The 23,397-nt window shown below is 59.3% G+C and carries 17 protein-coding genes; 12 read left to right on the top strand and 5 right to left on the bottom strand.

What is annotated here, in order from left to right; translation table 11 throughout:
- From ACYZT7_RS15140 to ACYZT7_RS15105, 8 genes are all read left to right on the top strand, one after another.
- Positions 1-2,403: an acyl-CoA reductase gene (locus ACYZT7_RS15140; protein WP_462041657.1), complete on the top strand. Its 2,403-nt coding sequence runs from the start codon at positions 1-3 to the stop codon at positions 2,401-2,403.
- Between the two features lie 64 nt (positions 2,404-2,467).
- Positions 2,468-3,757 (top strand): phenylacetate--CoA ligase family protein, encoded by a 1,290-nt coding sequence (locus tag ACYZT7_RS15135; RefSeq protein WP_462041797.1) that lies wholly within the window; start codon positions 2,468-2,470, stop codon positions 3,755-3,757.
- Positions 3,757-4,710 carry a GNAT family N-acetyltransferase gene (locus ACYZT7_RS15130; protein WP_462041656.1) on the top strand — a complete coding sequence of 318 codons (954 nt, stop codon included), beginning with the start codon at positions 3,757-3,759 and terminating at the stop codon, positions 4,708-4,710. The genes ACYZT7_RS15135 and ACYZT7_RS15130 overlap by 1 nt, the downstream gene beginning before the upstream one ends.
- 398 nt (positions 4,711-5,108) lie before the next feature.
- Positions 5,109-7,100 (top strand): methyl-accepting chemotaxis protein, encoded by a 1,992-nt coding sequence (locus ACYZT7_RS15125; RefSeq protein ID WP_462041655.1) that lies wholly within the window; start codon positions 5,109-5,111, stop codon positions 7,098-7,100.
- 161 nt (positions 7,101-7,261) lie between these two features.
- Positions 7,262-7,708, top strand: coding sequence for a DUF411 domain-containing protein (locus ACYZT7_RS15120; protein ID WP_462041654.1), 447 nt, complete (start codon positions 7,262-7,264; stop codon positions 7,706-7,708).
- Positions 7,708-8,142 carry a YqaA family protein gene (locus ACYZT7_RS15115; RefSeq protein WP_462041796.1) on the top strand — a complete coding sequence of 145 codons (435 nt, stop codon included), beginning with the start codon at positions 7,708-7,710 and terminating at the stop codon, positions 8,140-8,142. The genes ACYZT7_RS15120 and ACYZT7_RS15115 overlap by 1 nt, the downstream gene beginning before the upstream one ends.
- Before the next feature lie 84 nt (positions 8,143-8,226).
- Positions 8,227-9,252 (top strand): alpha/beta fold hydrolase, encoded by a 1,026-nt coding sequence (locus ACYZT7_RS15110; RefSeq protein ID WP_462041653.1) that lies wholly within the window; start codon positions 8,227-8,229, stop codon positions 9,250-9,252.
- Between the two features lie 13 nt (positions 9,253-9,265).
- Positions 9,266-10,219, top strand: a complete 954-nt coding sequence (locus ACYZT7_RS15105; RefSeq protein ID WP_462041652.1) for a D-2-hydroxyacid dehydrogenase family protein — start codon at positions 9,266-9,268, stop codon at positions 10,217-10,219.
- A 64-nt stretch (positions 10,220-10,283) separates the two neighbouring features.
- Here the strand turns inward: ACYZT7_RS15105 and glgB are convergent, their stop codons facing one another.
- From glgB to ACYZT7_RS15090, 3 genes are all read right to left on the bottom strand, one after another.
- A complete protein-coding gene (gene glgB, locus ACYZT7_RS15100) occupies positions 10,284-12,515 on the bottom strand; it encodes a 1,4-alpha-glucan branching protein GlgB (RefSeq protein ID WP_462041651.1) in 2,232 nt (743 codons plus the stop codon).
- Positions 12,516-12,517: 2 nt separating this feature from the next.
- Positions 12,518-15,859, bottom strand: coding sequence for a maltose alpha-D-glucosyltransferase (treS, locus tag ACYZT7_RS15095; RefSeq protein ID WP_462041650.1), 3,342 nt, complete (start codon positions 15,857-15,859; stop codon positions 12,518-12,520).
- Between the two features lie 154 nt (positions 15,860-16,013).
- On the bottom strand, positions 16,014-18,008 hold the full coding sequence (locus ACYZT7_RS15090; protein ID WP_462041649.1) for an alpha-1,4-glucan--maltose-1-phosphate maltosyltransferase: 1,995 nt from the start codon (positions 18,006-18,008) through the stop codon (positions 16,014-16,016).
- A gap of 230 nt (positions 18,009-18,238) precedes the next feature.
- Between ACYZT7_RS15090 and ACYZT7_RS15085 the strand changes: the two genes are divergently transcribed.
- Positions 18,239-18,406, top strand: coding sequence for a hypothetical protein (locus ACYZT7_RS15085; RefSeq protein WP_449643286.1), 168 nt, complete (start codon positions 18,239-18,241; stop codon positions 18,404-18,406).
- Positions 18,407-18,417: 11 nt separating this feature from the next.
- On the opposite strand, the gene ACYZT7_RS15080 is transcribed toward ACYZT7_RS15085, so the two are convergent.
- Entirely contained in the window at positions 18,418-18,924 is a 507-nt protein-coding gene (locus ACYZT7_RS15080) for an MgtC/SapB family protein (protein WP_462041648.1), read from the bottom strand.
- Between the two features lie 137 nt (positions 18,925-19,061).
- Between ACYZT7_RS15080 and ACYZT7_RS15075 the strand changes: the two genes are divergently transcribed.
- The 3 genes from ACYZT7_RS15075 (at position 19,062) to mapR (ending at position 22,461) form a co-directional block, all read left to right on the top strand.
- Positions 19,062-19,295 carry a DUF3203 family protein gene (locus ACYZT7_RS15075; RefSeq protein WP_462041647.1) on the top strand — a complete coding sequence of 78 codons (234 nt, stop codon included), beginning with the start codon at positions 19,062-19,064 and terminating at the stop codon, positions 19,293-19,295.
- A 195-nt stretch (positions 19,296-19,490) separates the two neighbouring features.
- Positions 19,491-20,921, top strand: a complete 1,431-nt coding sequence (ccoG, locus tag ACYZT7_RS15070; protein ID WP_462041646.1) for a cytochrome c oxidase accessory protein CcoG — start codon at positions 19,491-19,493, stop codon at positions 20,919-20,921.
- A 130-nt stretch (positions 20,922-21,051) separates the two neighbouring features.
- Entirely contained in the window at positions 21,052-22,461 is a 1,410-nt protein-coding gene (gene mapR / locus ACYZT7_RS15065) for a GntR family transcriptional regulator MpaR (protein ID WP_462041645.1), read from the top strand.
- Between the two features lie 150 nt (positions 22,462-22,611).
- On the opposite strand, the gene ACYZT7_RS15060 is transcribed toward mapR, so the two are convergent.
- Complete coding sequence (locus tag ACYZT7_RS15060) at positions 22,612-23,358, bottom strand: SDR family oxidoreductase (RefSeq protein ID WP_462041644.1); 747 nt, start codon at positions 23,356-23,358, stop codon at positions 22,612-22,614.
- Positions 23,359-23,397: the final 39 nt, after the last annotated feature.

Genomic DNA, 23,397 nt, shown 5'->3' with positions numbered 1-23,397 from the left:
ATGTACTTGATCAATGGCCAATTGCGTGACGACATTACCCTGGAAAGCGCCCTCGACCTCCTTCAGAAACAATTGCCTCAGTTGCTTTCTGCGCCGATCGACAGCGATACCGTCATCGATTCTGCGGCTCGTTTCGCCACGCAATTACAGGCTCGCAGTCTGGATCTGTTCCTCGAAGACGATCATCGTCAGGGACTTATGGATTTCTGCCAGCCCGACAATCTGAGCACAAAGCTGGAGCGGGAACTGGGCGTGCACCCTCGTTCGCTGAGGCGTATCGACTACCAACAGCCGCGCTTCGAAAGTTGGCACCCTTTGGGGCTGGTGGTGCATGTCACACCGGGCAATGCGCCAATGCTGGCATTCTGCGCAGTCATCGAAGGCCTGCTGGCCGGTAACATCAATTGGCTACGCCCTAGCTCAAGTGATGAGGGTTTTACCGCGAAGTTGCTGGCCGCCCTTGTGCGCTGCGACATCAGCGGCAGGCTTGCCGAATTCGTCGCGGTTTTGCCTGTGAGCACCTCTCGCATACCTCAGCTCTGCGCTCAGGCCGACGGCGTGTCAGCCTGGGGTGGGGAAAAGGCGCTTAAATCGATTCGACAGCAAATCCCGGCCGGATGCCGCTGGATCGACTGGGGGCACAGGATCAGCTTTGCCTATCTATCGCCCGACGCGGCGAGTCTTTCGACGATGGATGTGTTGGTGGATGAGGTCTGTCGTTTCGATCAGCAGGCGTGTTCCAGCCCGCAATGGGTGTTGGTGGACAGCAACGATCCGGCAGTTCTGAAGGATCTGGGGGAGCGTCTGGCCGAAGCCTTCAAACGTCGCGCTGCCCATTGGCCAGCGCTGGAGCCCACAGACCCGGAGGCTTGCGAGATCACAACCCGCACGACCATGGCGCGGCTGGAACACTGCTTTACGAACCAGTCCGGCCATGTCTGGAACGGCCTCGGTTGGCGTGTGATCTGGGAGCACCATCAAACGCTCGCACCGTCGCCACTGTTTCGTACGATTGTGCTGAAGCCAGTACCCCGGCACCTGATCGCCGAGACGCTGTTGCCCTGGCGTACGGTGTTGCAAAGCTGCGCGCTGATGTGCACCCCGCTAGAAACACCCGAGGTCGTTCGAACACTGGTCAACGCCGGCGTCACCCGCATTGCGCCTTGCGCGTCGATTCATGACGGCTACGCCGGTGAGCCCCACGATGGTGTCTTTGCACTGTCGCGCTTGAGTCGCCGTCTCTCGGTGAGTCTTGTCCCTGAAGTCTCGACGGGCCGAGCAACGCTCGACCCGGTTCCACCCGCCCCCGACACCGCCAATGATCCGATCATGGACAAAGACACCTTCACGGCCCAGCCGATTGGCTGCGGGGCACAGTTGTATTTCCGCTCCGGAGGTAGCAGCGGGACCCCGGCCCTGGCCGGTTTAAGCTATCGCGTTTATCAACGAGAGATGCGCGCCGCGGCTGATGGCATGTTCGCTGCGGGGCTAGATCCGTCACAAGACCGGGTCATGAACCTGTTCTACGGCGGCAACCTGTACGGCGGGTTCTTCAGTTTTTCCACAATCCTTGAACAGATGAGCGTTACGCATTTCCCCATGGGGGCGCCCCAGGAGGATGACTTCAGCGAAATCGCCCAATTGATCGTAGACCGGGGCATCACCGTGTTGATCGGCATGCCGAGTACCTTGCATCGCCTGTTTTTCACCGAGCAGGCTCGACTTCGCGCGTACGCCGGCATTGGCAAAGTGTTCCTCGGCGGAGAGCATCCAGGAGAGGCCAGTCGGCGCCTGATGGCAAACTGTGGGGTCACGACAATTCGCTCTGCACTCTATGGCTCCGTTGACGCAGGTCCCCTGGGGCATGCCTGCGCGGCAACAGCGGATGGCGTGTTTCACTTGATGAGCGACATCCAGCACCTGGAAATCGTGCAGCTCGAACAGGACTTACCGGTGCAGAACAACGAGATGGGTCGCCTGCTCTTTACTTCCCTCGCTCGGCAAGATCAAACCGTACGTCGATATGAGGTAGGAGATACCGGTCGCTGGATACCCGACGCCTGTCCCTGTGGACTGGATTCGCCGCGATTCGAGCTGCTGCAGCGGCACGGCAAGCTGGTGCGAATTGGCACAGAATTCATTTCGCCTTCCGCGCTGCAACAAACTGTGGGTTTACCCATTCAAGTTCTGCTGGACCACACCGCCAGCGGCGTCGAACGCATGCGGATCCGAGTGGGTGCTGATGCCGACCGAGTTCACGACCAACTAATGACACACACAGCAGTGGCGAACGCCGTGCGTGCCGCGTTGTTGATAGTGGACATTGAAGTGTGTGCCGAACATGAGTTCAGCCGAAACAAACACAGTGGCAAGACACCTCTGGTCATCGATCAAAGAAAATAAAAATAAACTGTTTATTCCGTCACCTTGTTGTTTAACCAGACGCCTGATAGCAAACGAGAACCCAGTGAAATCACCCTATTCGCTTGAGCAACTTGTGCCTTATGTACGGCAACACTCCAACTTCTATCGCACACATCTAAAACACTTACCGCTGAACAGTATTGATTTAACGGATTTACCACTGATCAACTTGACCGACTATTGGGCCGACAGCAATGATCTGCATCGCTGGCCCGTCCTGACAGGCACTGTCGATGATGCTCTGGTGTTTAAAACTGGAGGCTCGACCGGCCAGGGCAAACTCTCGGTTTACTCCCGAGACGAATGGCACGCCATGGTCAGTACGTTTGGTCAAAGCCTCGCAACTCAACTGAACCACGGCGACCGGGTGGCGAATCTGTTTTTTTCCGGAGACCTTTACGCCAGTTTTCTGTTCACGCATCACTCATTGGCGCATGTCGGGAAATCCATCTGTGAATTTCCGTTCACGGGCCAAGTCTATCTGGAAGGACTGGCAGAGGCCATTGCCCGGCATCGAATCAATGTTCTGGCCGGAGTGCCGGCACAATTACTACGATTCGCCGCGTACCTGGCACAGCATCGGCAAGTGCTGTCGGGGGTCGAAACGCTGCTTTATGCAGGAGAAAGTCTGTTTTCTGCGCAACTGACAATCTTCGCCGAAGTGTTCCCCAACGCCCGCATCGCTTCGATTGGCTATGCCAGCGTGGACGCCGGTCTCATCGGGGCCTCCGACCGCGACTGTGCATTGGGCGAACATCGGGTGTTCGAACGCCATACCCTATTGGAAATCGTCGATGAACTCACCGGCGAAGTCATCGAAGAATGCGATCGCACCGGGCTGTTAGTAGTGACCAATCTGGCTCGTCGGCTCATGCCCTTGCTGCGTTACCCGGTGGGTGACCTTGCCTGCTGGCGTGAACCCGGCGCGACCCCGAGGCGTAAATTTGCTTTAAAGGGACGAAGTGCGTACAGCCAGCGGATACGAGTCGGTGTGATGTCGCTGTTTCCCGCCGAAATAAGCGAGATCGTCGAGCGGATTGCCAACAGTAACCAATGGCAGTTGCTCATCGAAAATACCGGTTACAAGGACATTCTGAGTGTGAAATGGGTACCCGGGCCCCAGCAACAGAGTGTCGAGCCAATGCTCCGGGCATTACAGGAAGCGCTGGTCACCCAGTACCCCGACATCGACGACCTGAGTCGCGATGGACTGCTCGAATTGCGAGTCCTGCCCTGCGCAGTCACAGACCTGAGCCTGCATCCCCGCTCCGGCAAACAACCGCGGGTCCTGGACTTACGCGTGTATGACGCCCCCTCGCCGGAGCCCGCGTGATGAGCCAATTGATTTTTCGGCGCTACCAGCCTTCCGACGCACAGGCCGTGAGCCAGTTATTTCGAGAGATCTACGGCGATCATTACGCCAGGCCAGATATTTACTTGCCGACGATGATCAATCAGCACAATACCGAGGGCCGCTGGCAATCCGTCGTTGCGGTGGACGACAAGCACGTCCTGGGACACGCGGCGTTGTGCCTCGATGCGCTTTCATTAACCGCTGAACTGGCGCTCATGGCGGTGCATCCAGCCGCTCAAGGGCAAAACGTCGCGACGCTTCTTGGCTCGCAACTCATCGAGCTTTCAGAATCCTTGAAACTAAAAAGCCTCTCGATCAAGCAAGTGACCCACCATCCGTACACTCAACGCATGGCAGAAAAAATCGGCTTCCATAGCACTGGTTTGCTTCCCGACTACATTGCGTCGCCACTCACTGAACCGTTGCGGGAAACCATGGTGCTGGGTTGTCACATGAATGAAGGACATGAACGCCCGCTCCCCGATACCCCATGGCCCGAGAGTTGCCGAGCGTTCATGCAGTACCTTTGTTCAGTATTTGGCACTCACCAGGGCATGGCGACTTGCCTCCCTCTGCCTGTGCAAATCGAACAACACCATGAACGGTTCGAAATACTCATTCATCGCTTGAACAAACATCTTCTGGATCAAATTCGGCACCTGCCCAGGCGTTGGTTGATCTCGGCCAAACTCGAACTGTCCTGGCACTTTGCCGAGGATTTAAGCAGTTTGTCGGCCCTCGGTTTCACCTTCACCGGGCTGATGCCCACGCAATACAGTCAAGGGTGGTTCGCGCTGTTTCATCGAGGGGCCGAGCCTCGGCACCTCGAACTGCATTGCCCGCACATGCAACGGTTGCATGACGACTTACAGCAAAACGGCAACACCCTCAGCAGCAACGCCCCACAGGACAGCGCTTGCTCAGCCGCTTGAGTCTTTTCGATGAAAGTCATTACCCGGTTGCGCGCAACGCTGAACACCGCGTCGGTTTCCCTGCGTTGAATTTCGCATCCGGGTTCCTTGACCAGCAAACCTGCCTTTGCCGTCCAGGCCCCGGTATAGCCGATAGTCATGACCGAACTCCCGACTGGGCTACCTGATGCACACGTCTGTGTAAGGCGACCATAAAACGTTCCTTGTACAAGTACTACGTACACGTTGGTTAGTTAGTGTGTATCCACTACGACACCTTTCACGGCGCGCCACCCGTCACCTCACGCCGTTCTTGCACTATCGTACCTAAAGCTCGGCTTTCCCAAGCCGATAGCCCTGAAAGCGCCTAAATTCCATACCAATAATCACAACAAGAACGCTGCACAAGGACCGGTCCCATGCCCGCATTCCGTACCATTCAGGCTCGTTACACGCTATTTCTGGTCCTGTTCATTCTGCTGTTGTCCGTGCTGACAGTGGTCGGCATCAGCCAGTTGGTCGCACCCAAGCTGCGCCACACCGAAGAACAAGTGGCCCTCAACCGCATCGCCGAAGTCGCCGAGCAAATCCAGGGCGAATTAAACAAGGTTCAGGCGCAACAGCGCAGCATCACCCAGACCATTCCCCTGCTCGACAGTGCGGCCATCGACAGCGTTCTGCCGGGGTTAGTCGACCAGTACGGTGAATTGAAAGTCTTCGGCGGCGGCATCTGGCCACTGCCCGGTCAGCGTGAAGCCGGACGCAACAAGTTCAGCACCTTCTGGCACCGCGATGCCTCGGGAAAATTGGTCGTTAACACGTACTGGAACAGCGATGTCGCGCCCAACTATTACGACCAGACCTGGTACAAGGGTGGCATGCAGACCCCACGCGGCCAATGCGCCTGGGCAGCTGCTTATAAAGATGACGCCAGCGCCGAGCCGCGCACCAACTGCGCCATGGCAATCCAGAAGAATGGCGCGGCCTACGGTGTCTCGACCATCGACGTGACCCTGGGCTTCTTCAATGACCTGATCGCGCGCAAGGAAAAAGACCTCGGCGCCGAAATGCTGATCGTCGAGGCCGACGGCAAGATCATCAGCAACAGCTCGCGCATCAGCGGGCCGATCGTACTGAAGAACATCAGTGAATTGGCCGGCAACTCGCCATTCGCCGCTCAGGTGAAGGCCGGCCTGCAAAACCGTGACCAGTCGCAGCGTGTCGAATTCGACGACAACGGCGAACCCAATACTTTCTTCATGCGTCCGATTGAAGGCACACCCTGGTTCCTCGCCACGGCCTTGCCGACCAAGCTGATCACCGCCCAGCGCGACGACGTGCTCAGCACGCTGAGCCTGCTTCAAATCCCGATGGTGATCCTGCTGGTGTTGTTGCAGATCTACGCGATTCGCCAACTGATCCAGCGGATGAAAGCCCTAAAGGCCAACATCGACGCACTGTCTGCCGGTGACGCCGACCTGACGAAACGCATCACCATTCGCGCCGAAGACGAACTGGGCGCCATCGGCCACTCGGTCAACGCCTTCATCGCCTACTTGCAGAACATGATTGGCGAAGTCACCCAGGCCACTGGCGCCATGGCATCCAGCCTGGATAACCTGCAACGCACGTCCGCCCACACCAGCCAGATTCTGGTGCGTCACGCTTCGGAAACCGATCAGACCGTCACCGCCATCACCGAGATGAGTTCCACCGCCGAGAGCGTCGCGCAGAACGCCGCCGAAACCGCTGCCTTCACCCAGCGCGCCAACGAAAACGCCGACCGTTCGCGGGTCGTGGTGGGCGAAGCGTCCAGCAGTGTGATTGCGCTGATCGACGAAGTGGCCAGCGCCACTCATAAGGTCGAAAGCATGCAGCAGGACGCGCAACGCATCACTGAGATTCTCGGAGTGATCGGCGCCATTGCCGGGCAAACCAACTTGTTGGCACTCAACGCTGCCATCGAAGCGGCCCGTGCCGGCGAACAAGGCCGCGGTTTTGCGGTGGTGGCGGATGAAGTGCGTGCCCTTGCCGCACGCACTCAGGCCAGCACCTCGCAAATCAACGAAATGCTGACCCGCCTGACTCAGGGCGTGAGTTCGTCGGTAAGCGCCATGGAAAACACCCAGGCCAGCTGCCAATCGGCCGCCGATGCCACGGCACGGGTCAACACGGGTCTGGATGAAATGGCCGGTTCCGTCAGCCATATCAACAGCCTCAGCACCCAGATCGCCACCGCCGCCGAGCAGCAAAGCGCGGTGACGGAAGAGATCAACCGCAGCATGGTGCAGATCCGCCACATGGTCGATGAACTGGTGAAAAGCGGCCAGGCCAGCGAGCTCAACACCCAACAACTGCTGGAAGCCAACAGCCGCGTGAGCGCGATTATGGGCCGGTTCAAGGTCCGCTGATTTCCTTTCAAGCAAACGATGCTTCCTGTGGCGAGGGGGCAAGCCCCCTCGCCACAAATGATTCTGCGTCCGCGGTATTACTTCGAAACAATCTCCTGCCTCGATGTTGGCTAAACGGGTCAGAATGTTTTTTTTGACCGCAATTCGAGACGAGATTCCCCATGCGAACCCATCTACGTCTGGTCGCCCTGAGCGCCCTGTTGATTTCCTCCCTGGTCCAGGCCGCTGACCTGATCCCGATCGAAGTTCACCGTGATGCCAATTGCGGTTGCTGCAAAAAATGGATCAGCCATCTAGAGGCCAACGGCTTCAAAGTCGACGATCACGTCGAAACCAACATGAGCGAATTCAAGCAACAGCACGGCGTGCCTCCGCGTCTGGCGTCGTGCCACACCGGCTTGATCAACGGGAAATTCGTTGAAGGCCATGTTCCGGCCGATCAGGTGTTGGCCTTGAGCAAGCGAGACGATCTATTGGGCGTTGCCGCCCCCGGCATGCCCATGGGTTCGCCCGGCATGGAAATGGACGGCATGAGCGACGCATACCAAGTGATCGGCCTGAAAAAGGACGGCACTGATGTGGTGGTGGCGGACTACCCCGCCCATTGATCTTCAGTGCGTACTTCGGGCTGTTTTTCGCGGCATTCGGTGCGGCAACCCTGCTGCCCTTGCAGTCCGAAGCGGTGTTGGTGGGCCTGTTGCTCAGCGGCAAGTATGGGCTCTGGTCGCTGCTCGCCGTGGCGACGTTGGGCAATGTTCTGGGGTCGCTGGTGAACTGGTGGCTGGGGCGGGGTATCGAGCGGTTTCGCGATCGGCGCTGGTTTCCGGTCAGCCCGCGTCATCTGGAAAAAGCCCGAGTCCATTATCAGCGCTATGGTCATTGGTCGTTGCTGCTGAGTTGGGTGCCCGTGATCGGTGATCCATTGACCTTGGTGGCCGGCGTGATGCGTGAGCCGCTGGGGCGTTTTTTATTCATCGTGACCCTCGCCAAGGCCGCCCGTTATGGCGTGCTGGCTTTGGCCACAGTGGGCTGGATGGGTTGAACGATCATGCACCGCGATTGCCTGTGTTTAATGTCGCCCTAATCGTGCCGATCCAGCATCGGCCGATTTTCAACGGAGTTCCCCATGTCCCTCACCCTTTCCCGCTGGCTACCCGGTCTGCTGCTGACCGCTGCACTGCCCGTCATTGCTCACGCCGAAGGCCCGGAATATGGTCAGGAACTGCAGGGTTTCGAGTACCCCTACACGGTCAAGCATTTCGCCTTTGAGTCCCAGGGCAAATCCCTGCAAATGGGTTACATGGACGTTGCCGCGTCTGGCAAGGCCAATGGGCGCAGTATCGTACTGATGCACGGCAAGAATTTTTGCGGTGCGACCTGGGAAACCTCGATCAAGGCCCTGAGCGAAGCCGGTTACCGGGTCATCGCCCCGGACCAGATCGGTTTCTGCACCTCCAGCAAACCGGACAACTATCAGTACAGCTTCCAGCAACTGGCCGCCAACACTCAACAACTGCTCAAAGCTCTCGGTATCCAGAAGGCCAGTCTGCTCGGGCATTCCACTGGCGGCATGCTTGCCACCCGCTATGCGTTGCAATATCCCGAACAGGTCGACCAACTGGCCCTGGTCAACCCTATCGGTCTTGAGGACTGGAAAGCCCTCGGCGTGCCGTATCTCACAGTGGATCAATGGTATGAACGCGAGCTGAAGGTGACCGCGCAACGCATCCACGACTACCAGCGCAGCACCTATTACGACGGTCGCTGGAAACCCGAGTTTGACCGCTGGGTGGACATGTACGCGGGCATGGCCAAAGGCCCGGGTAAAACCCAAGTGGCGTGGAACTCGGCGCTGATCTACGACATGATCTTCACCCAACCGGTGTACTACGAATTCAAAGACCTGAAAGTGCCGACGCTGCTGCTGATCGGCACCTCTGACAGCACGGCCATCAACAAGGACATCGCACCGCCAGAGGTCAAGGCGAAAATCGGTCATTACGACGTCCTTGGCAAAAACGTGGCAAAACTGATTCCCCGGTCGACGCTGGTCGAATTCCCCGGCATGGGCCACGCGCCGCAAATGGAACAACCGGCGCAATTCCACCAGGCCCTGCTCGCCTGGCTGAACAAAACCAACCCCGTTCATTGATGAGGTAAGGCTGATGGCTGTGCAGATTGCGGTGATTGATGACTGGCAGGATGTGGCCCGTGGCGTGGTGGACTGGTCGGTGCTGGACGCCACTGGCCAGGTGAACTTCATCCATGACTACCCGGCCGACAACGACACCCTGGCGGCACGGTTGAGTGAGTTTGAGGTGATCTGCGTGATGCGCGAGCGTACCCGGTTCGATGAAGACCTGCTGCGGCGCTTACCGAAACTCAAGCTGCTGGTCACCGGCGGCATGCGCAACGCCGCTTTGGACCTGAAAGCCGCCACCGCGCTGGGTATCCAGGTCTGTGGCACCGACAGTTACAAGCACGCCGCCCCGGAACTGACCTGGGCACTGATCATGGCCGCGACCCGCAACCTGGTGGCCGAAGCCAATGCCCTGCGAGCAGGCAAATGGCAGCAAGGGCTGGGCGGCGACCTGCATGGCAAGACTCTGGCGATTCTGGGTCTGGGCAGCATTGGCTCTCGCGTTGCCCAGTTCGGTCAGGTGTTCGGTATGCGGGTGATCGCCTGGAGCGAAAACCTCACCGCCGAGCGCGCGGCCGAAACCGGCGTGACCTATGTCAGCAAGCAGGAGCTGTTTGAACAGGCCGATGTGCTGTCGGTCCATCTGGTGCTCAGCGATCGCAGCCGAGGCTTGGTCGACGCCCAAGCGCTGGACTGGATGAAACCCACGGCGCTGCTGGTCAACACCGCCCGCGGGCCGATTGTCGATGAGGTGGCGTTGATCAAGGCGCTGCAGAAACAGCGACTGGCAGGCGCGGCGCTGGACGTCTTCGAGCAGGAACCCTTGCCCGCTCATCACCCGTTCAGAACCCTGGACAATGTGCTGGCCACGCCCCACATCGGGTATGTCAGCCAGCACAACTACCAGCAGTTCTTCTCGCAGATGATCGAGGACATTCAAGCCTGGTCGGTCGGAGAACCGATTCGCCTGTTGAGCTGACTCCGCGTCATCGCACATCGCAAGCAGGAGCCTGCTCGCGTGATGGCGGCGACGCGGTGTTAAATCAACCCTCCGGACGCAGCATCAACACCGCCAGCGGCGGCAAGTTCAACACCAACGACAATTCCTGCCCATGGCTCGGCACTTCCTCGGTAAACGCCCCGCCGCTGTTGCCGTAATTCGAACCGGCATAGGTGCCGGCATCGCTATTGATCAGCTCGGTCCAACGCCCGGCAAACGGTACGCCGATGCGATAGGCCTGGCGCGGCACCGGGGTGAAGTTGGCCACCACCAGCACTGGTCGGCCCTCCTTGCTCCAGCGCATAAAGGCGTAGACGCTGTTGATTGCATCATCACCGATCAGCCACTGGAAGCCTTGCGGCGCGTCGTCCTGATCATGCAGCGCCGGCTCTTCGCGATACAGCCGATTCAGATCGCCGACAAGTTTCTGCACACCTTTGTGTTCCGAGTACTGCAGCAAGTACCAGTCGAGTTGCTGATCGTGGTTCCATTCACGCCACTGACCAAACTCGCAGCCCATGAACAACAGCTTCTTGCCCGGATGCGCCCACATGAAACTGAGGTAGGCGCGCAGGTTGGCGAATTTCTGCCAGCGGTCGCCGGGCATCTTGTCGATCAGCGAGTGCTTACCGTGTACCACTTCGTCGTGGGAAATCGGCAGGATAAAGCGCTCGGACCAGGCATACACCAGGCCGAAGCTCAGCTCGTTGTGGTGATGGGCGCGGTATACCGGGTCCTGCTGGATGTAGTGCAGTGAATCGTGCATCCAGCCCATGTTCCACTTGTAGTCGAAGCCCAGTCCGCCCTGTTGCGTGCCCTGGCTGACACCCGGCCACGCGGTGGATTCTTCGGCGATCACCAGCGCGCCGGGGGCTTCGAGGTCTATCACGTCATTGAGATGGCGCAGGAAGTCGATGGCTTCGAGGTTTTCCCGGCCGCCGTGACGGTTCGGCACCCATTCGCCAGCCTTGCGTGAGTAGTCTCGATACAGCATCGATGCCACGGCATCGACCCGCAGGCCGTCGACGTGGAAATGTTTGAGCCAGTGCAGCGCCGAGGCCAGCATGTAGCCGTGCACTTCGGTGCGACCCAGGTTGTAGATCAGCGTGTCCCAGTCCTGATGGAAGCCTTCCTGCGGGTTGCCGTATTCGTACAGCGCGGTGCCATCGAATTGCGCCAGGCCATGAGTATCGGTCGGAAAATGCGCCGGCACCCAGTCGAGGATCACGCCGATGTCAGCCTGGTGGCAGGCATTGACGAACGCGGCGAAGTCATCCGGCGTACCGTAGCGGGCGCTCGGGGCGAATTGCGACAGCAGCTGATAGCCCCAGGATCCGCCGAACGGATGTTCCATGATCGGCATCAGCTCGATGTGGGTAAACCCCAGATCCTTCACGTAAGGAATCAGCCGCTCGGCCAACTCATGCCAGGTGTACAGGCGCGCAACTTCGCCCAAATCGTCCAACTCACATTGCCAGGACCCGGCATGCAATTCGTAGATCGACAGCGGCGCACTCACCCGATGACGGTCACCCCGGGATTGCATCCACTCCTGATCCTGCCAATCGATGTTCAGCGGCGAAGCGACTTTTGACGCGGTATCCGGCGGCAGCGAGGTGGCCAGCGCCATCGGGTCGGCCTTGAGCGGCAGAATGCCGTGGGTACCGAGGATTTCGTATTTGTACGTTTCCCCCGCTTGCATGCGCGGGACGAAAATTTCCCATACGCCGGTAGGATGGCGCAGGCGCATCGGGTGCCGGCGACCGTCCCAGTTGTTGAAGTCACCCACCACCGAGACCCTTTTGGCATTCGGTGCCCATACGGCAAACCGCACGCCATCGACCCCATCGACCGTCTTCAGCTGCGCACCGAGGCAAGCGCTGAGATCGCGGTGATTGCCTTCGGCGAACAGGTACAAGTCCATCTCGCCGAGTAACGGGCCGAAGCTGTAAGGATCCTCGGAAACTTGTTCGCCGCCGGCCCAGCGGGTTCGCAGCAGATAGGGCTGCGCCCGATCGAAATGCCCGACGAACAAGCCTGGCGTCTGGGTCGCCTCAAGGTTGCCGAGTTCTTCCCCGGAGTCCTTGGCCAGTACCTGCACGCTCAAGGCGTCCGGTAAATAGGCCCGGATGAATTGCCCACCGGCACCATCGCCGTGGGGGCCGAGAATTGCAAAGGGGTCCTGATGTTCGGCGCGTACCAATGCGTCGATGTCCCGCGATCTGGGCAGCAACGCTTCTTCAGCGTGACCCTGTTCCTTGTTCGAGAAACTCATGACTACTCTCCACCAAGATCGGAAAAGGGTTTAAGCCCACTCAATAACCCATACAAACCGTGCAACGGCACGGGCAACCAGGTGGGGCGATTTTCTGCCTCATAGGCCACTTCATACGCTGCCTTCTCCAGGCCGAACAACGCCAGCGCGGCGTCCTCGCCTTCCGGATCTTGCCATGCATGAGCAAGACTAGCTGCCGCCAGCCGATATGCGTCGACAAATGCTTGTCTTGCTTCATTTAAATAGCGATCGGCGACACGTTGACGGGCGGCTTGGGCATCGGCCGTGTTATCGACGTTGTGCACATTGATCGCCATCGCCGCAGCGTAGTCAAAGGAACGCAATACGCCACTGACATCTTTGTACGGGCTGTGTTTGCCCCGACGTTCGTGCAGCGGCCGCGCCGGCTCGCCTTCGAAGTCGATCAGGTAAGCGTCGCCCTTGATGACCAGCACCTGGCCCAAGTGCAAATCGCCGTGGACGCGAATCCGCAGACCACCGACGGCTTTTTTACCCAGCTCCTGAACATGACTGAGGATGGTTTTTTTGTTGTCCAGTAAACGACTGACCAAGGCTTTGTCTGCCGGATCCAATTCGCTTTGATGCTGCTTGAGCAACTTCAGCGCGTGCTCCAGTTGCGCCGCCACGTCCTTGGCGCAGGCCAGGGCATCTTTCTGGGTGGTGACCTTCGGGGCGAAGTCCGGGTTGTCGCTGGGCGCCGCCAGCAGCTGATGCATTTCACCGAGACGCTGACCGAGCATGCCGGCGAAGTCTCTCAGTTCGCCCAAGGCGTTGTAGTGTTGCTCTTGCTCGGACATGGCGTCGGCCAGTTCATCGCGCAGTGCCCGTTCGAGGTTGTTCTGGGTCCATTCCCAGGCGTCGCCCTGATTGCTCAAGTAGCCTTGGGCAATCATCAGCAGATTGTCCTCGCCCGCCGGATCACGGCGCACCACCGAACCCAGCAGTGGCGAAATATTGCGGAAACCGGCGTTGGTCAGGTACGCGCTCATTTCCAGTTCCGGGTGCACGCCAGACGCGACCTTGCGGATCAGTTTCAGCACCAGGCTGTTGCCGATCACCACCGAACTGTTGGACTGTTCGGCGGACAGGTAACGCACTTCCGATTCCCCGGTCAGACCAAGTTTCGCCAGTTCCGCCGTCGGCTCAAAGTGAATCTCGCCCGCGCTGGATGGCAATACGGAATTACTTTGTATGCTATGCAAGACCGTATGCACAAAGGTGTCGAGGCTGAAGGCGTCGGTGATCAAACCGACCTGACGCACGCGCCGGACTCGAGACAAGGCCAGTTGCTGAGGCAATGCGGCACCGACCTGATCTTCGGAGATAAAGCCGAACGGCAACTGATAGCGACTGGTCTGGCCGCCGCTGGTGACGTCGATTTCACTCAACAGCACCGGATGTTGCGGATCGCCGAAGCGCACACCGTAAGCGATGTTGACCTGCTCGATGGCCGCATCCTTGCCGGCAAACCAGCGGCGATTCTGCAGCCAGCTCGGCAAGATGCCCTGCTCCAGCGTGCCGCGGGACGGCGCTTCGAGCAGTTCTTCCATGCGTTTCTTCAGCACCAGCGTGGTGAAGTCCGGCAGGCTTTGCGCCGGTTCCACGTGCCAGCTCGGCATCTGGTTTTCCGCCGCGAGCACGAACCAATAGAAACCGTAAGGCGCCAGGGTCAGCAGGAAATTCAACTGGCCGATCGGCGGGAAGGCGTTACCGCCGAGCATCTCCACCGGCACCATGCCGACGTAAGCCGACAAGTCCAGCTCCGCCGCTTGTGCGCTACGGGACACGTTGGCCACGCACAAGATGATCTCGTGCTTGCCGTCGGCCCCGGTGAATTCCCGGGTGTAGGCCAGAATCCGCCGGTTGCTCGGCGAAAGCATTTTCAGCGTGCCGCGACCGAACGCCTTGGACTGCTTGCGCACGGCGAGCATGCGTCGAGTCCAGTTCAACAGCGAATGCGGGTCGCCGGCCTGGGTTTCAACGTTGACCGACAGGTAGCCGTATTGCGGGTCCATGATCGGTGGCAGCACCAGGCTGGCCGGGTCGGCGCGAGAGAAGCCGCCGTTACGGTCAATCGACCATTGCATCGGCGTACGCACGCCGTCACGGTCGCCGAGGTAGATGTTGTCGCCCATGCCGATTTCGTCGCCGTAATACAGGGTCGGCGTGCCAGGCATCGACAGCAGCAAGCTGTTGAGCAGTTCCACACGACGACGATCGCGCTCCATCAACGGTGCCAGACGTCGGCGAATCCCCAGGTTGATCCGCGCCCGACGGTCGGCCGCGTAGTAATTCCACAGGTAATCGCGCTCCTTGTCGGTGACCATTTCCAGGGTCAGCTCATCGTGGTTGCGCAGGAAAATTGCCCACTGACAGTTGGCCGGGATCTCCGGGGTCTGGCGCAAGATGTCGGTGATCGGGAAACGATCCTCCTGGGCCAACGCCATGTACATGCGCGGCATCAGCGGAAAGTGGAACGCCATATGGCATTCGTCGCCGTTCAGGCCTTTGGCGTCGGTGTCGCCGAAGTACAGCTGCGTGTCTTCCGGCCATTGGTTGGCCTCGGCCAGCAGCATGCGGTCGGGGTAATTGGCGTCGATTTCGGCGCGGATCTGCTTGAGGACATCATGGGTCTCGGGAAGGTTTTCGTTGTTGGTGCCGTCACGTTCGATCAGGTACGGAATGGCGTCCAGACGCAAACCGTCGATGCCCATGTCCAGCCAGTAGCGCATCACCGACAGCACCGCTTTCATGACTTGCGGGTTATCGAAGTTCAGGTCGGGCTGGTGGGAATAGAAGCGATGCCAGAAGTACTGACCCGCCACCGGATCCCAGGTCCAGTTGGACTTTTCGGTGTCGAGAAAGATGATGCGAGTGCCGTCGTATTTTTGATCGTCATCGGACCAGACATAAAAGTCCCGTGCCGCCGAGCCAGGTTTGGCTTTGCGCGCACGCTGGAACCAGGCGTGCTGGTCAGAGGTGTGGTTGATGACCAGTTCGGTAATCACCCGCAGGCCACGTTTGTGGGCTTCCGAGATGAACCGCTTGGCATCGGCCATGGTGCCGTAGTCAGAATGCACGCCACGGTATTCGGCAATGTCGTAGCCGTCGTCACGCCGTGGCGAGGGATAGAACGGCAACAGCCAAATGGTGTTGACGCCCAGATCGGCAATGTAATCGAGTTTGGCGATAAGGCCGGGAAAGTCGCCGATCCCGTCATTGTTGGAGTCGAAAAAAGACTTAACGTGAACCTGGTAGATCACCGCATCCTTGTACCAGAGCGGGTCTTTGATAAAGGTGGCAGCCTTGGGTTTCTTCGCCATTTGAAGCTCCTGTTGAAAACTGGAAAGCGCCTCGGCCCAGATCGTTCCCACGCTCTGCGTGGGAATGCCTCCACGGACGCTCCGCGTTCGGCTCTGGATGGGACGCGGAGCGTCCCGGGCTGCATTCCCACGCAGAGCGTGGGAACGATCAGTGCTAAACGGTGATTCGCCAAATGCCGAACGGTTGATTCGCCGGGTCGATCCGCATGAACTGGTACTTGCCGTGCCAGGTCCAGCGATGACCGTTCATCAAGTCTTCGCCCTGGGTGCTGGCGTCGTCGGACAAGCCCATTTCCCACAGCGGCAATTCGAAATTCGCTTCCTGGACGTTTTGCGGATCAAGGCTGACGGCCACCAGAATGAAATTGCTGCCATCCGCGCTGCGTTTGCCGAAATACAGAATGTTGTCGTTCCACGCGTTGTAGACCTTCAAGCCCAGATGCGTCTGCAGCGCCGGGTTCTGCCGGCGGATACGGTTGAGCTGGGCGATCTCGGCAATGATGTTGCCCGGCGCATTGAAGTCCCGTGGGCGGATTTCGTACTTCTCGGAACTGAGGTATTCCTCCTTGCCCGGCACCGGTGCCGCTTCGCACAGTTCGAAGCCGGAATACATGCCCCACAGACCAGAGCCCATGGTTGCCAGCGCCGCGCGGATGAGAAACCCCGCGCGCCCCGACTCATGCAAAAACGCCGGGTTGATGTCCGGGGTGTTAACGAAGAAGTTCGGCCGGAAGCATTCACGCCACGGCGACTCGTTGAGTTCGGTGAAGTAGGTCGCCAGTTCGGACTTGTTGTTGCGCCAGGTGAAGTAGGTGTAGCTCTGGGAGTAACCGACCTTGCCCAACCGCGCCATCATCGCCGGGGTGGTGAAGGCTTCGGCCAGGAAGATCACCTCGGGGTACAGCGCCCGCACATCAGCGATCAGCCACTGCCAGAACGGCAGAGGTTTGGTATGAGGGTTGTCGACGCGAAACAGCTTCACGCCCTCCTCGACCCAACCGACCACGATGTCGCGCAACTCGACCCACAGACTAGGAATCGCATCGGCGGCATAGAAATCGACGTTGACGATGTCCTGGTATTTCTTCGGCGGGTTCTCGGCGTATTTGATCGTGCCGTCCGGCCGCCAGTTGAACCAGCCCGGATGCTGCTCCAGCCACGGGTGATCCTGGGAACACTGAATCGCGAAGTCGAGGGCGATTTCCAGCCCATAGTCAGCGGCTGCCGCGACAAGACGCCGGAAGTCTTCGCGAGTGCCCAGCTCGGAATGAATCGCCTCATGCCCACCCTCTTCGCTGCCGATGGCATACGGGCTGCCCGGATCGTCCGGCCCGGCGGTGAGGGCGTTGTTCGGGCCTTTGCGGTAACTGCGGCCGATCGGGTGGATCGGCGGGAAGTACAGCACATCGAAGCCCATGTCCTGGATCATCGGCAGCCGCGAATGCACATCGTTGAAGGTGCCATGACGGGCCGGATCGTCAGTGATCGAACGCGGAAACAATTCATACCAACTGGCGAACTGCGCCAGGTCCCGTTCGACGTCGAGCGGGTACTCAGGGCTGATGCTCAAATAGGCCCGATGATCGGCCTGCGACATCATCTCGGCGCTACGTTGGTGCAAAAACAGCTCGACCTGCTCGGTTTCGAGCAGACCCGACAATTCATGGTGCAGCGCCGCCAGTTGTTCACTCAGCAGCCCTTCCATGCGTTCGGCGGCTTGCTGGACCAGCGTTCGCCCTTCCTGTAATTCCAGACTGACCGGCACCCTGGCCGCGTGTTTTTTCTCCAGCTCATAACAGAAACTGGCGAACTGATCGATCCAGGCCTCGATGCAAAACACATAACGGCCCTGGCGTGCGACCCGGAACTGGCCCTGCCAACCGTTATTGCCCAAGTCAGTCATGACTTCGCTTTGCCAGGTTTCCTCACCCTCGGCACGCGAGCGCACTCGCACGGCCAACCTGTCGTGACCGTCGGCGAACACTTTGCTGGTCACCACCACATCCTGGCCCACCACGGCTTTGACGGCGAACTGCCCGCCATCGAGGGTCGGCATGGTGTTTTCGATTGCGATGCGCGGTAGCAGTAAAGCCTGCGACAGCGGCATATGAGGGTTGTAGTTCAGCTCTGTCGGTTTTTCAGCAGTCATCGAGCATCTCTCCTTTACGCCCCATGGACGCTCTTGTGTCTGTGGCTTGTAACAGGATAGCCATCCCGCAGGATCGTCCGCCCCGCAATGAACTCACTTAGGTTCCGAGCGACAGGCGCCGGTAAAAGTTCACGAGGATTTGCCTGGGCCTTCGGAGGAATCAATTCCTTTACACAGTGGTCAACACACTTAAGCACGACTTACGCCATGTGCCACTGGAGGCTAAATTCATGAGCATTCCGATCCCTGCCGAAACGCCTGACCCAAACATCGATAGCCCGACCATTCCGCCGACCGAGCCTGAACCTGTGCCTGAGCAAGATCCGCCCGGCACCACCCCTCCACCTCGGGAAGAGCCACCGAGCACCATGCCGCCGGTGGTTGTCACACCCGAGTAACGATCATCAGTTCACGGATTTTGATCTTTGTCCTTGTCGATCATTCGCACAACGGCGGGCATCACACTGAGAATCGCCAACGCCAGCAACGTACTGAGTACAGCCGTCGCCTCTCGCCCCAACCCGGCCGAGACGCCAATGGCGGCGGTCATCCACAACCCGGCGGCGGTGGTCAGGCCTTTGACGTGCCCTTCGTCGCCCTCGGTGTTTTTCAGAATAGTCCCCGCGCCAAGAAAGCCGATCCCTGCGATCACACCCTGTACCACCCGGCTCATGGCATCGGCCTGCGAACCGGACATTTGCGGTACCAGCACGAACAGCGCGGCGCCGAGGGCCACCAGCATGTGGGTGCGCACGCCAGCGGCCTTGCCCTTCTGTTCGCGCTCGAAGCCGAGAATCCCGCCCAACACCGCGGCCATCAACAAGCGCACGGTAATGCGCGTCAGTTGTGAAGCGTCGCCAATGTCGGCGAACTCCGCTTGCAGGGTCACCCAAACCTCATGCCACCAGGCGTTCATGGTGTTGTCCTTGTGATGACTGAAAAGAAAGTTGCCCTATTGAGGATGGACCGCGTCGACCATTAATCGGTTGCACAGAACGATGATCCTCGGCTGTGCCCTAACACTTTAGAACCCGCAGAAAAAAGGACACTTCCATGACTGTGCGCATCGAAAACCAGACCTGCTTCTTCATTACCGAGAACGGCGAAGAAATTCGTTTGTGTCCCGACGTCACCATCATTACCGACTCGGAAAAAGCCATGTCGGCGGTGGAGCTCGACGGCCAGCGCGTCTACATCACCGAAGCAGAAGCCGACGCATTGACCGTAGCAGGCGCAGTCGACGGTCGTAAGCATTTGAAGGCTACCGACAGTGATTCGGTGATTTGACTGACCCGGATCAACACCACCCGCAGACACTTAATGTAGGCGTCTGCATCCTGTTGCAGCGGGTGCTTCAACGTGTCGCAGGCAGCGGATCAACGCCCATCTGATCCGCTTTTTATTGCAATAGGTGAGTCTGTTATGCAAACAGATCGCCGCTCATAGTGCTCAGGCCTGATGGAGGCTGATGAGCGAAAGACCATGAGCGATAGAATCCCCGTCCGAATTGTTGAAAGTGCACCGCTAGTGCAAAGCTACGAACCTTCGCGTCCAAAGATGAAGGTCAAGTCCAGCGACAACCTGATTCACACCCGCAGCTTCACCGGTTTATTCCGCACCCTGCGCGTGAGCGGCGCGGGGTTTCTGTTTTTGCTGTTCTTCGGCACGGTGTGGTTGAACTGGGGCGGCCGCCAGGCTGTGCTCTGGGACCTCTCCGAAAGCAAATTCCACATCTTCGGTGCGACCTTCTGGCCGCAGGATTTCATCCTGCTGTCGGCGCTGCTGATCATTGCCGCGTTCGGCCTGTTTGCGATCACCGTGTTCGCCGGGCGAGTCTGGTGCGGTTACACCTGCCCACAGAGCTCCTGGACCTGGATCTTCATGTGGTGCGAGAAGCTCACCGAAGGCGAACGCAACCAGCGGATCAAGCTGCAAGCCGCACCCTGGGGCCTGAACAAACTGATCCGTCGCTCGGCCAAGCACACCTTGTGGCTGGCCATCAGCCTGTTGACCGGCCTGACCTTTGTCGGCTATTTCACCCCGATCCGGCCGCTGGCCGAGGAACTGCTGACCTTGCAGATGGGCGGCGTCAGCCTGTTCTGGGTGCTGTTCTTTACCGGCGCGACTTATATCAACGCCGGGTGGCTGCGTGAAGCAGTGTGCATGCACATGTGCCCGTATGCGCGGTTCCAGAGCGTGATGTTCGACAAGGACACCCTGACCATCTCCTATGACGTCGCCCGTGGCGAAAACCGTGGCCCGCGCAAACGTGACGTGGCGCCGGTTGACGTCGGCCTCGGTGATTGCATCGACTGTCAGTTGTGCGTGCAGGTCTGCCCGACCGGCATCGACATCCGCGACGGTTTGCAGATGGAATGCATCGGCTGCGCCGCGTGTATCGACGCCTGTGATTCGATCATGGACAAAATGGGCTACGCCCGAGGGCTGATCAGCTATACCTCGGAGCATGAGTTGCAAGGTGGCAAGACTCACCTGCTGCGGCCGCGGTTGATCGGTTACACCGCGGTGCTGCTGGTGATGATCGGTGCGCTTGCCCTGGCGCTGGTTGAGCGGCCGATGGTCTCGCTGGATGTCAGCAAGGACCGTGGCTTGTTCCGCGAGAACAGTCAGGGGCAGATCGAAAACATCTACAGCCTGAAAGTCATCAACAAGACCCAGCAACGTCAGGACTATCGTCTGACTCTGGTCGATGGCGACGGCTTCCAATTGCAAGGCAAGACCGAACTGAGCCTCGCGCCCGGTGAGATTGTGGATGTGCCAGTGTCGGTGGCGATGACCACGGAACGGCCGAGCAGCAGTTCGCAGAGCATCAGCTTCAAGATTGTCGACAGTGATGAGCCTGACATTTATAGCGTGGCGAAGAGCCGGTTTGTTGCGCCGATGAATCGGTGATCCCTTAGACTGCGTTGCTGCCATTCGCGAGCAAGCTTCGCTCCTACAGTCAACACCGGACCGTAGGAGCGAGGCTTGCCCGCGAAGAAGTCACCTCGATTTTTCTGTATTACACCTATCCAGGCACTCGATGAAACGCTACGAAAAATTCGCCGACGACATCGCTGAACTGATCCGCTCCGGCGTCCTCGGCCCCGGTCAGCGCGTGCCATCGGTGCGCTACGCGAGCCAGACCTATCGGGTCAGCCCGTCCACAGTGTTCCAGGCCTATTACCTGCTCGAACGCCGAGGCCTGATCCGCGCTCGCCCGCGTTCTGGCTACTTCGTCAACGCGCACGCGCCGAGCCCGTTCTCGGAGCCGGTGATCAGCAGCCAGGTCAGCGAGTCCACCGAAGTCGACGTCAGCGAACTGGTGTTCTCGGTCCTCGACTCGATCAAAGACCCGAACACCGTGCCCTTCGGCTCGGCCTTCCCCAGCCCGACCCTGTTCCCGCTGCAGCGCCTGTCGCGCTCCCTGGCCAGCGCCGCCCGAGAGATGGACCCGCGCATGGTCGTCACCGACATGTCGCCGGGCAACCCGCAACTGCGTCGACAAATCGCCCTGCGCTACATGGTCGGCGGGCTGATGCTGCCCATGGAAGAACTGCTGATCACCAACGGCGCGCTGGAAGCGCTGAACCTGTGCCTGCAAGCGGTCACCGAGCCCGGCGATCTGGTGGCCATCGAAGCCCCGGCGTTCTACGCCTGCCTGCAAATCCTGGAGCGGCTGAAGCTCAAAGCCGTGGAAATCCCTGTGCATCCGCGCGATGGCATCGACCTTGGCGTACTCGCGCAAACCCTGGCACGGCACCCGATCAAGGCTGTCTGGTGCATGACCAGTTTCCAGAACCCCATGGGCGCGACGATGCCCGAGGCGAAGAAACAGGAACTGGTTGAGCTCTTGCGCAGCCATCAAGTGCCGCTGATCGAAGATGACGTCTACGCCGAACTCTATTACGGTCAACAGGCGCCGAAACCGGCGAAGGCATTTGATACCGAAGGGCTGGTGATGCACTGCGGTTCGTTCGCCAAAAGCCTGGCCCCCGGCTATCGCATCGGCTGGGTCGCTGCAGGACGCTATGCGCAGAAGATCGAACGGCTGAAACTGATGACGTCGCTGTGCGCGTCGATGCCGGCCCAGGCGGCCATTGCCGATTACCTGCAACACGGTGGCTACGACCGGCACCTGCGAAAACTGCGGTACGCCCTTGAAGAACAGCAAAGCGCCATGCTCGCCGCTATCGCGCGCTACTTCCCGGCGCAGACTCGCGTCAGTCAACCAGCCGGCGGCTACTTCCTGTGGCTGGAACTGCCACCGCAGATGGATTCGCTGAAGTTGTTTCAGATGGCGTTGGCGCAAGGGATCAGCATCGCACCGGGGCCGATTTTTTCACCGACCCAGCGGTTCAGGAATTGTATTCGGCTGAATTACGGCAGCCCTTGGGATGAGACTGCCGAGAAAGCGATGGAGACGTTGGGACGGATTGTGCGGTCGTTCTGAAGGTTTGATGGCGTCATCGCTGACGCATTCGCGAGCAAGCACGCTCCCACAGGGATTGGTGTTGTTCACAATTATTGTGTTCACATCCATCCAATGTGGGAGCGAGCTTGCTCGCGATGAGGCCAGATCAAACAGTGCAAGTCTGAAGTGTTAGCGCCCGCCGCCGAGATCAACGAATGTCCCAGTCGCATAGGAAGCCTTGTCCGACAGCAACCACACAATCGCCTCAGCCACTTCATCCGGCCGCCCACCCCGGGCCATCGGAATCGCCGACTCCAGCTTGCTGACCCGATCGGGATCACCGCTCAACGCATGAAAGTCGGTATAGATGTAACCAGGACGCACCGCGTTGACGCGAATACCTTCGCCGGCCACTTCTTTGGACAGGCCGATGGTGAACGTATCCAGCGCACCTTTGGAGGCGGCATAGTCGACGTACTCGCTGGGGGCGCCCAAGCGTGCGGCCACCGAGGACACGTTAACGATGCTGCCGCCCTGCCCGCCATGTTTGGGCGACATGCGCAGGATCGCGTGCTTGGCGCAGAGGATCGGTGCCAGGACGTTGGTTCTGAGGATTTTGAGGATACGGAATTCGGACATTTCATCGACCCGGGACTTATGCCCGACGGTGCCGGCGTTGTTCACCAGTGCCGTGACCCGGCCCAGTTCCGTGTCCACGCGGTGGAACAGCGCGATCACTTCGTCTTCGATGCTGACGTCAGCGCGCACCGCGATGGCTTGGGCGCCGAGGGCGCGGACTTGATCCAACACAGTTTGCGCAGCCGATTCGTCGGACAGGTAGTTGATACAGATCCGATAGCCTTGCTCGGCAGCCAACAGGGCTGTGGCGGCGCCGATACCGCGGCTGCCGCCAGTGATGACGATGACTTTGTCCATGCGAACTTTCCCCCTTTCCAAGCGTTAGCAGTCGGGGCC

Source organism: Pseudomonas sp. RT4P38 (assembly GCF_054897765.1).
Note: the sequence above shows the minus strand (reverse complement) of the source record. Positions and strands in the feature narration are given on the sequence as shown.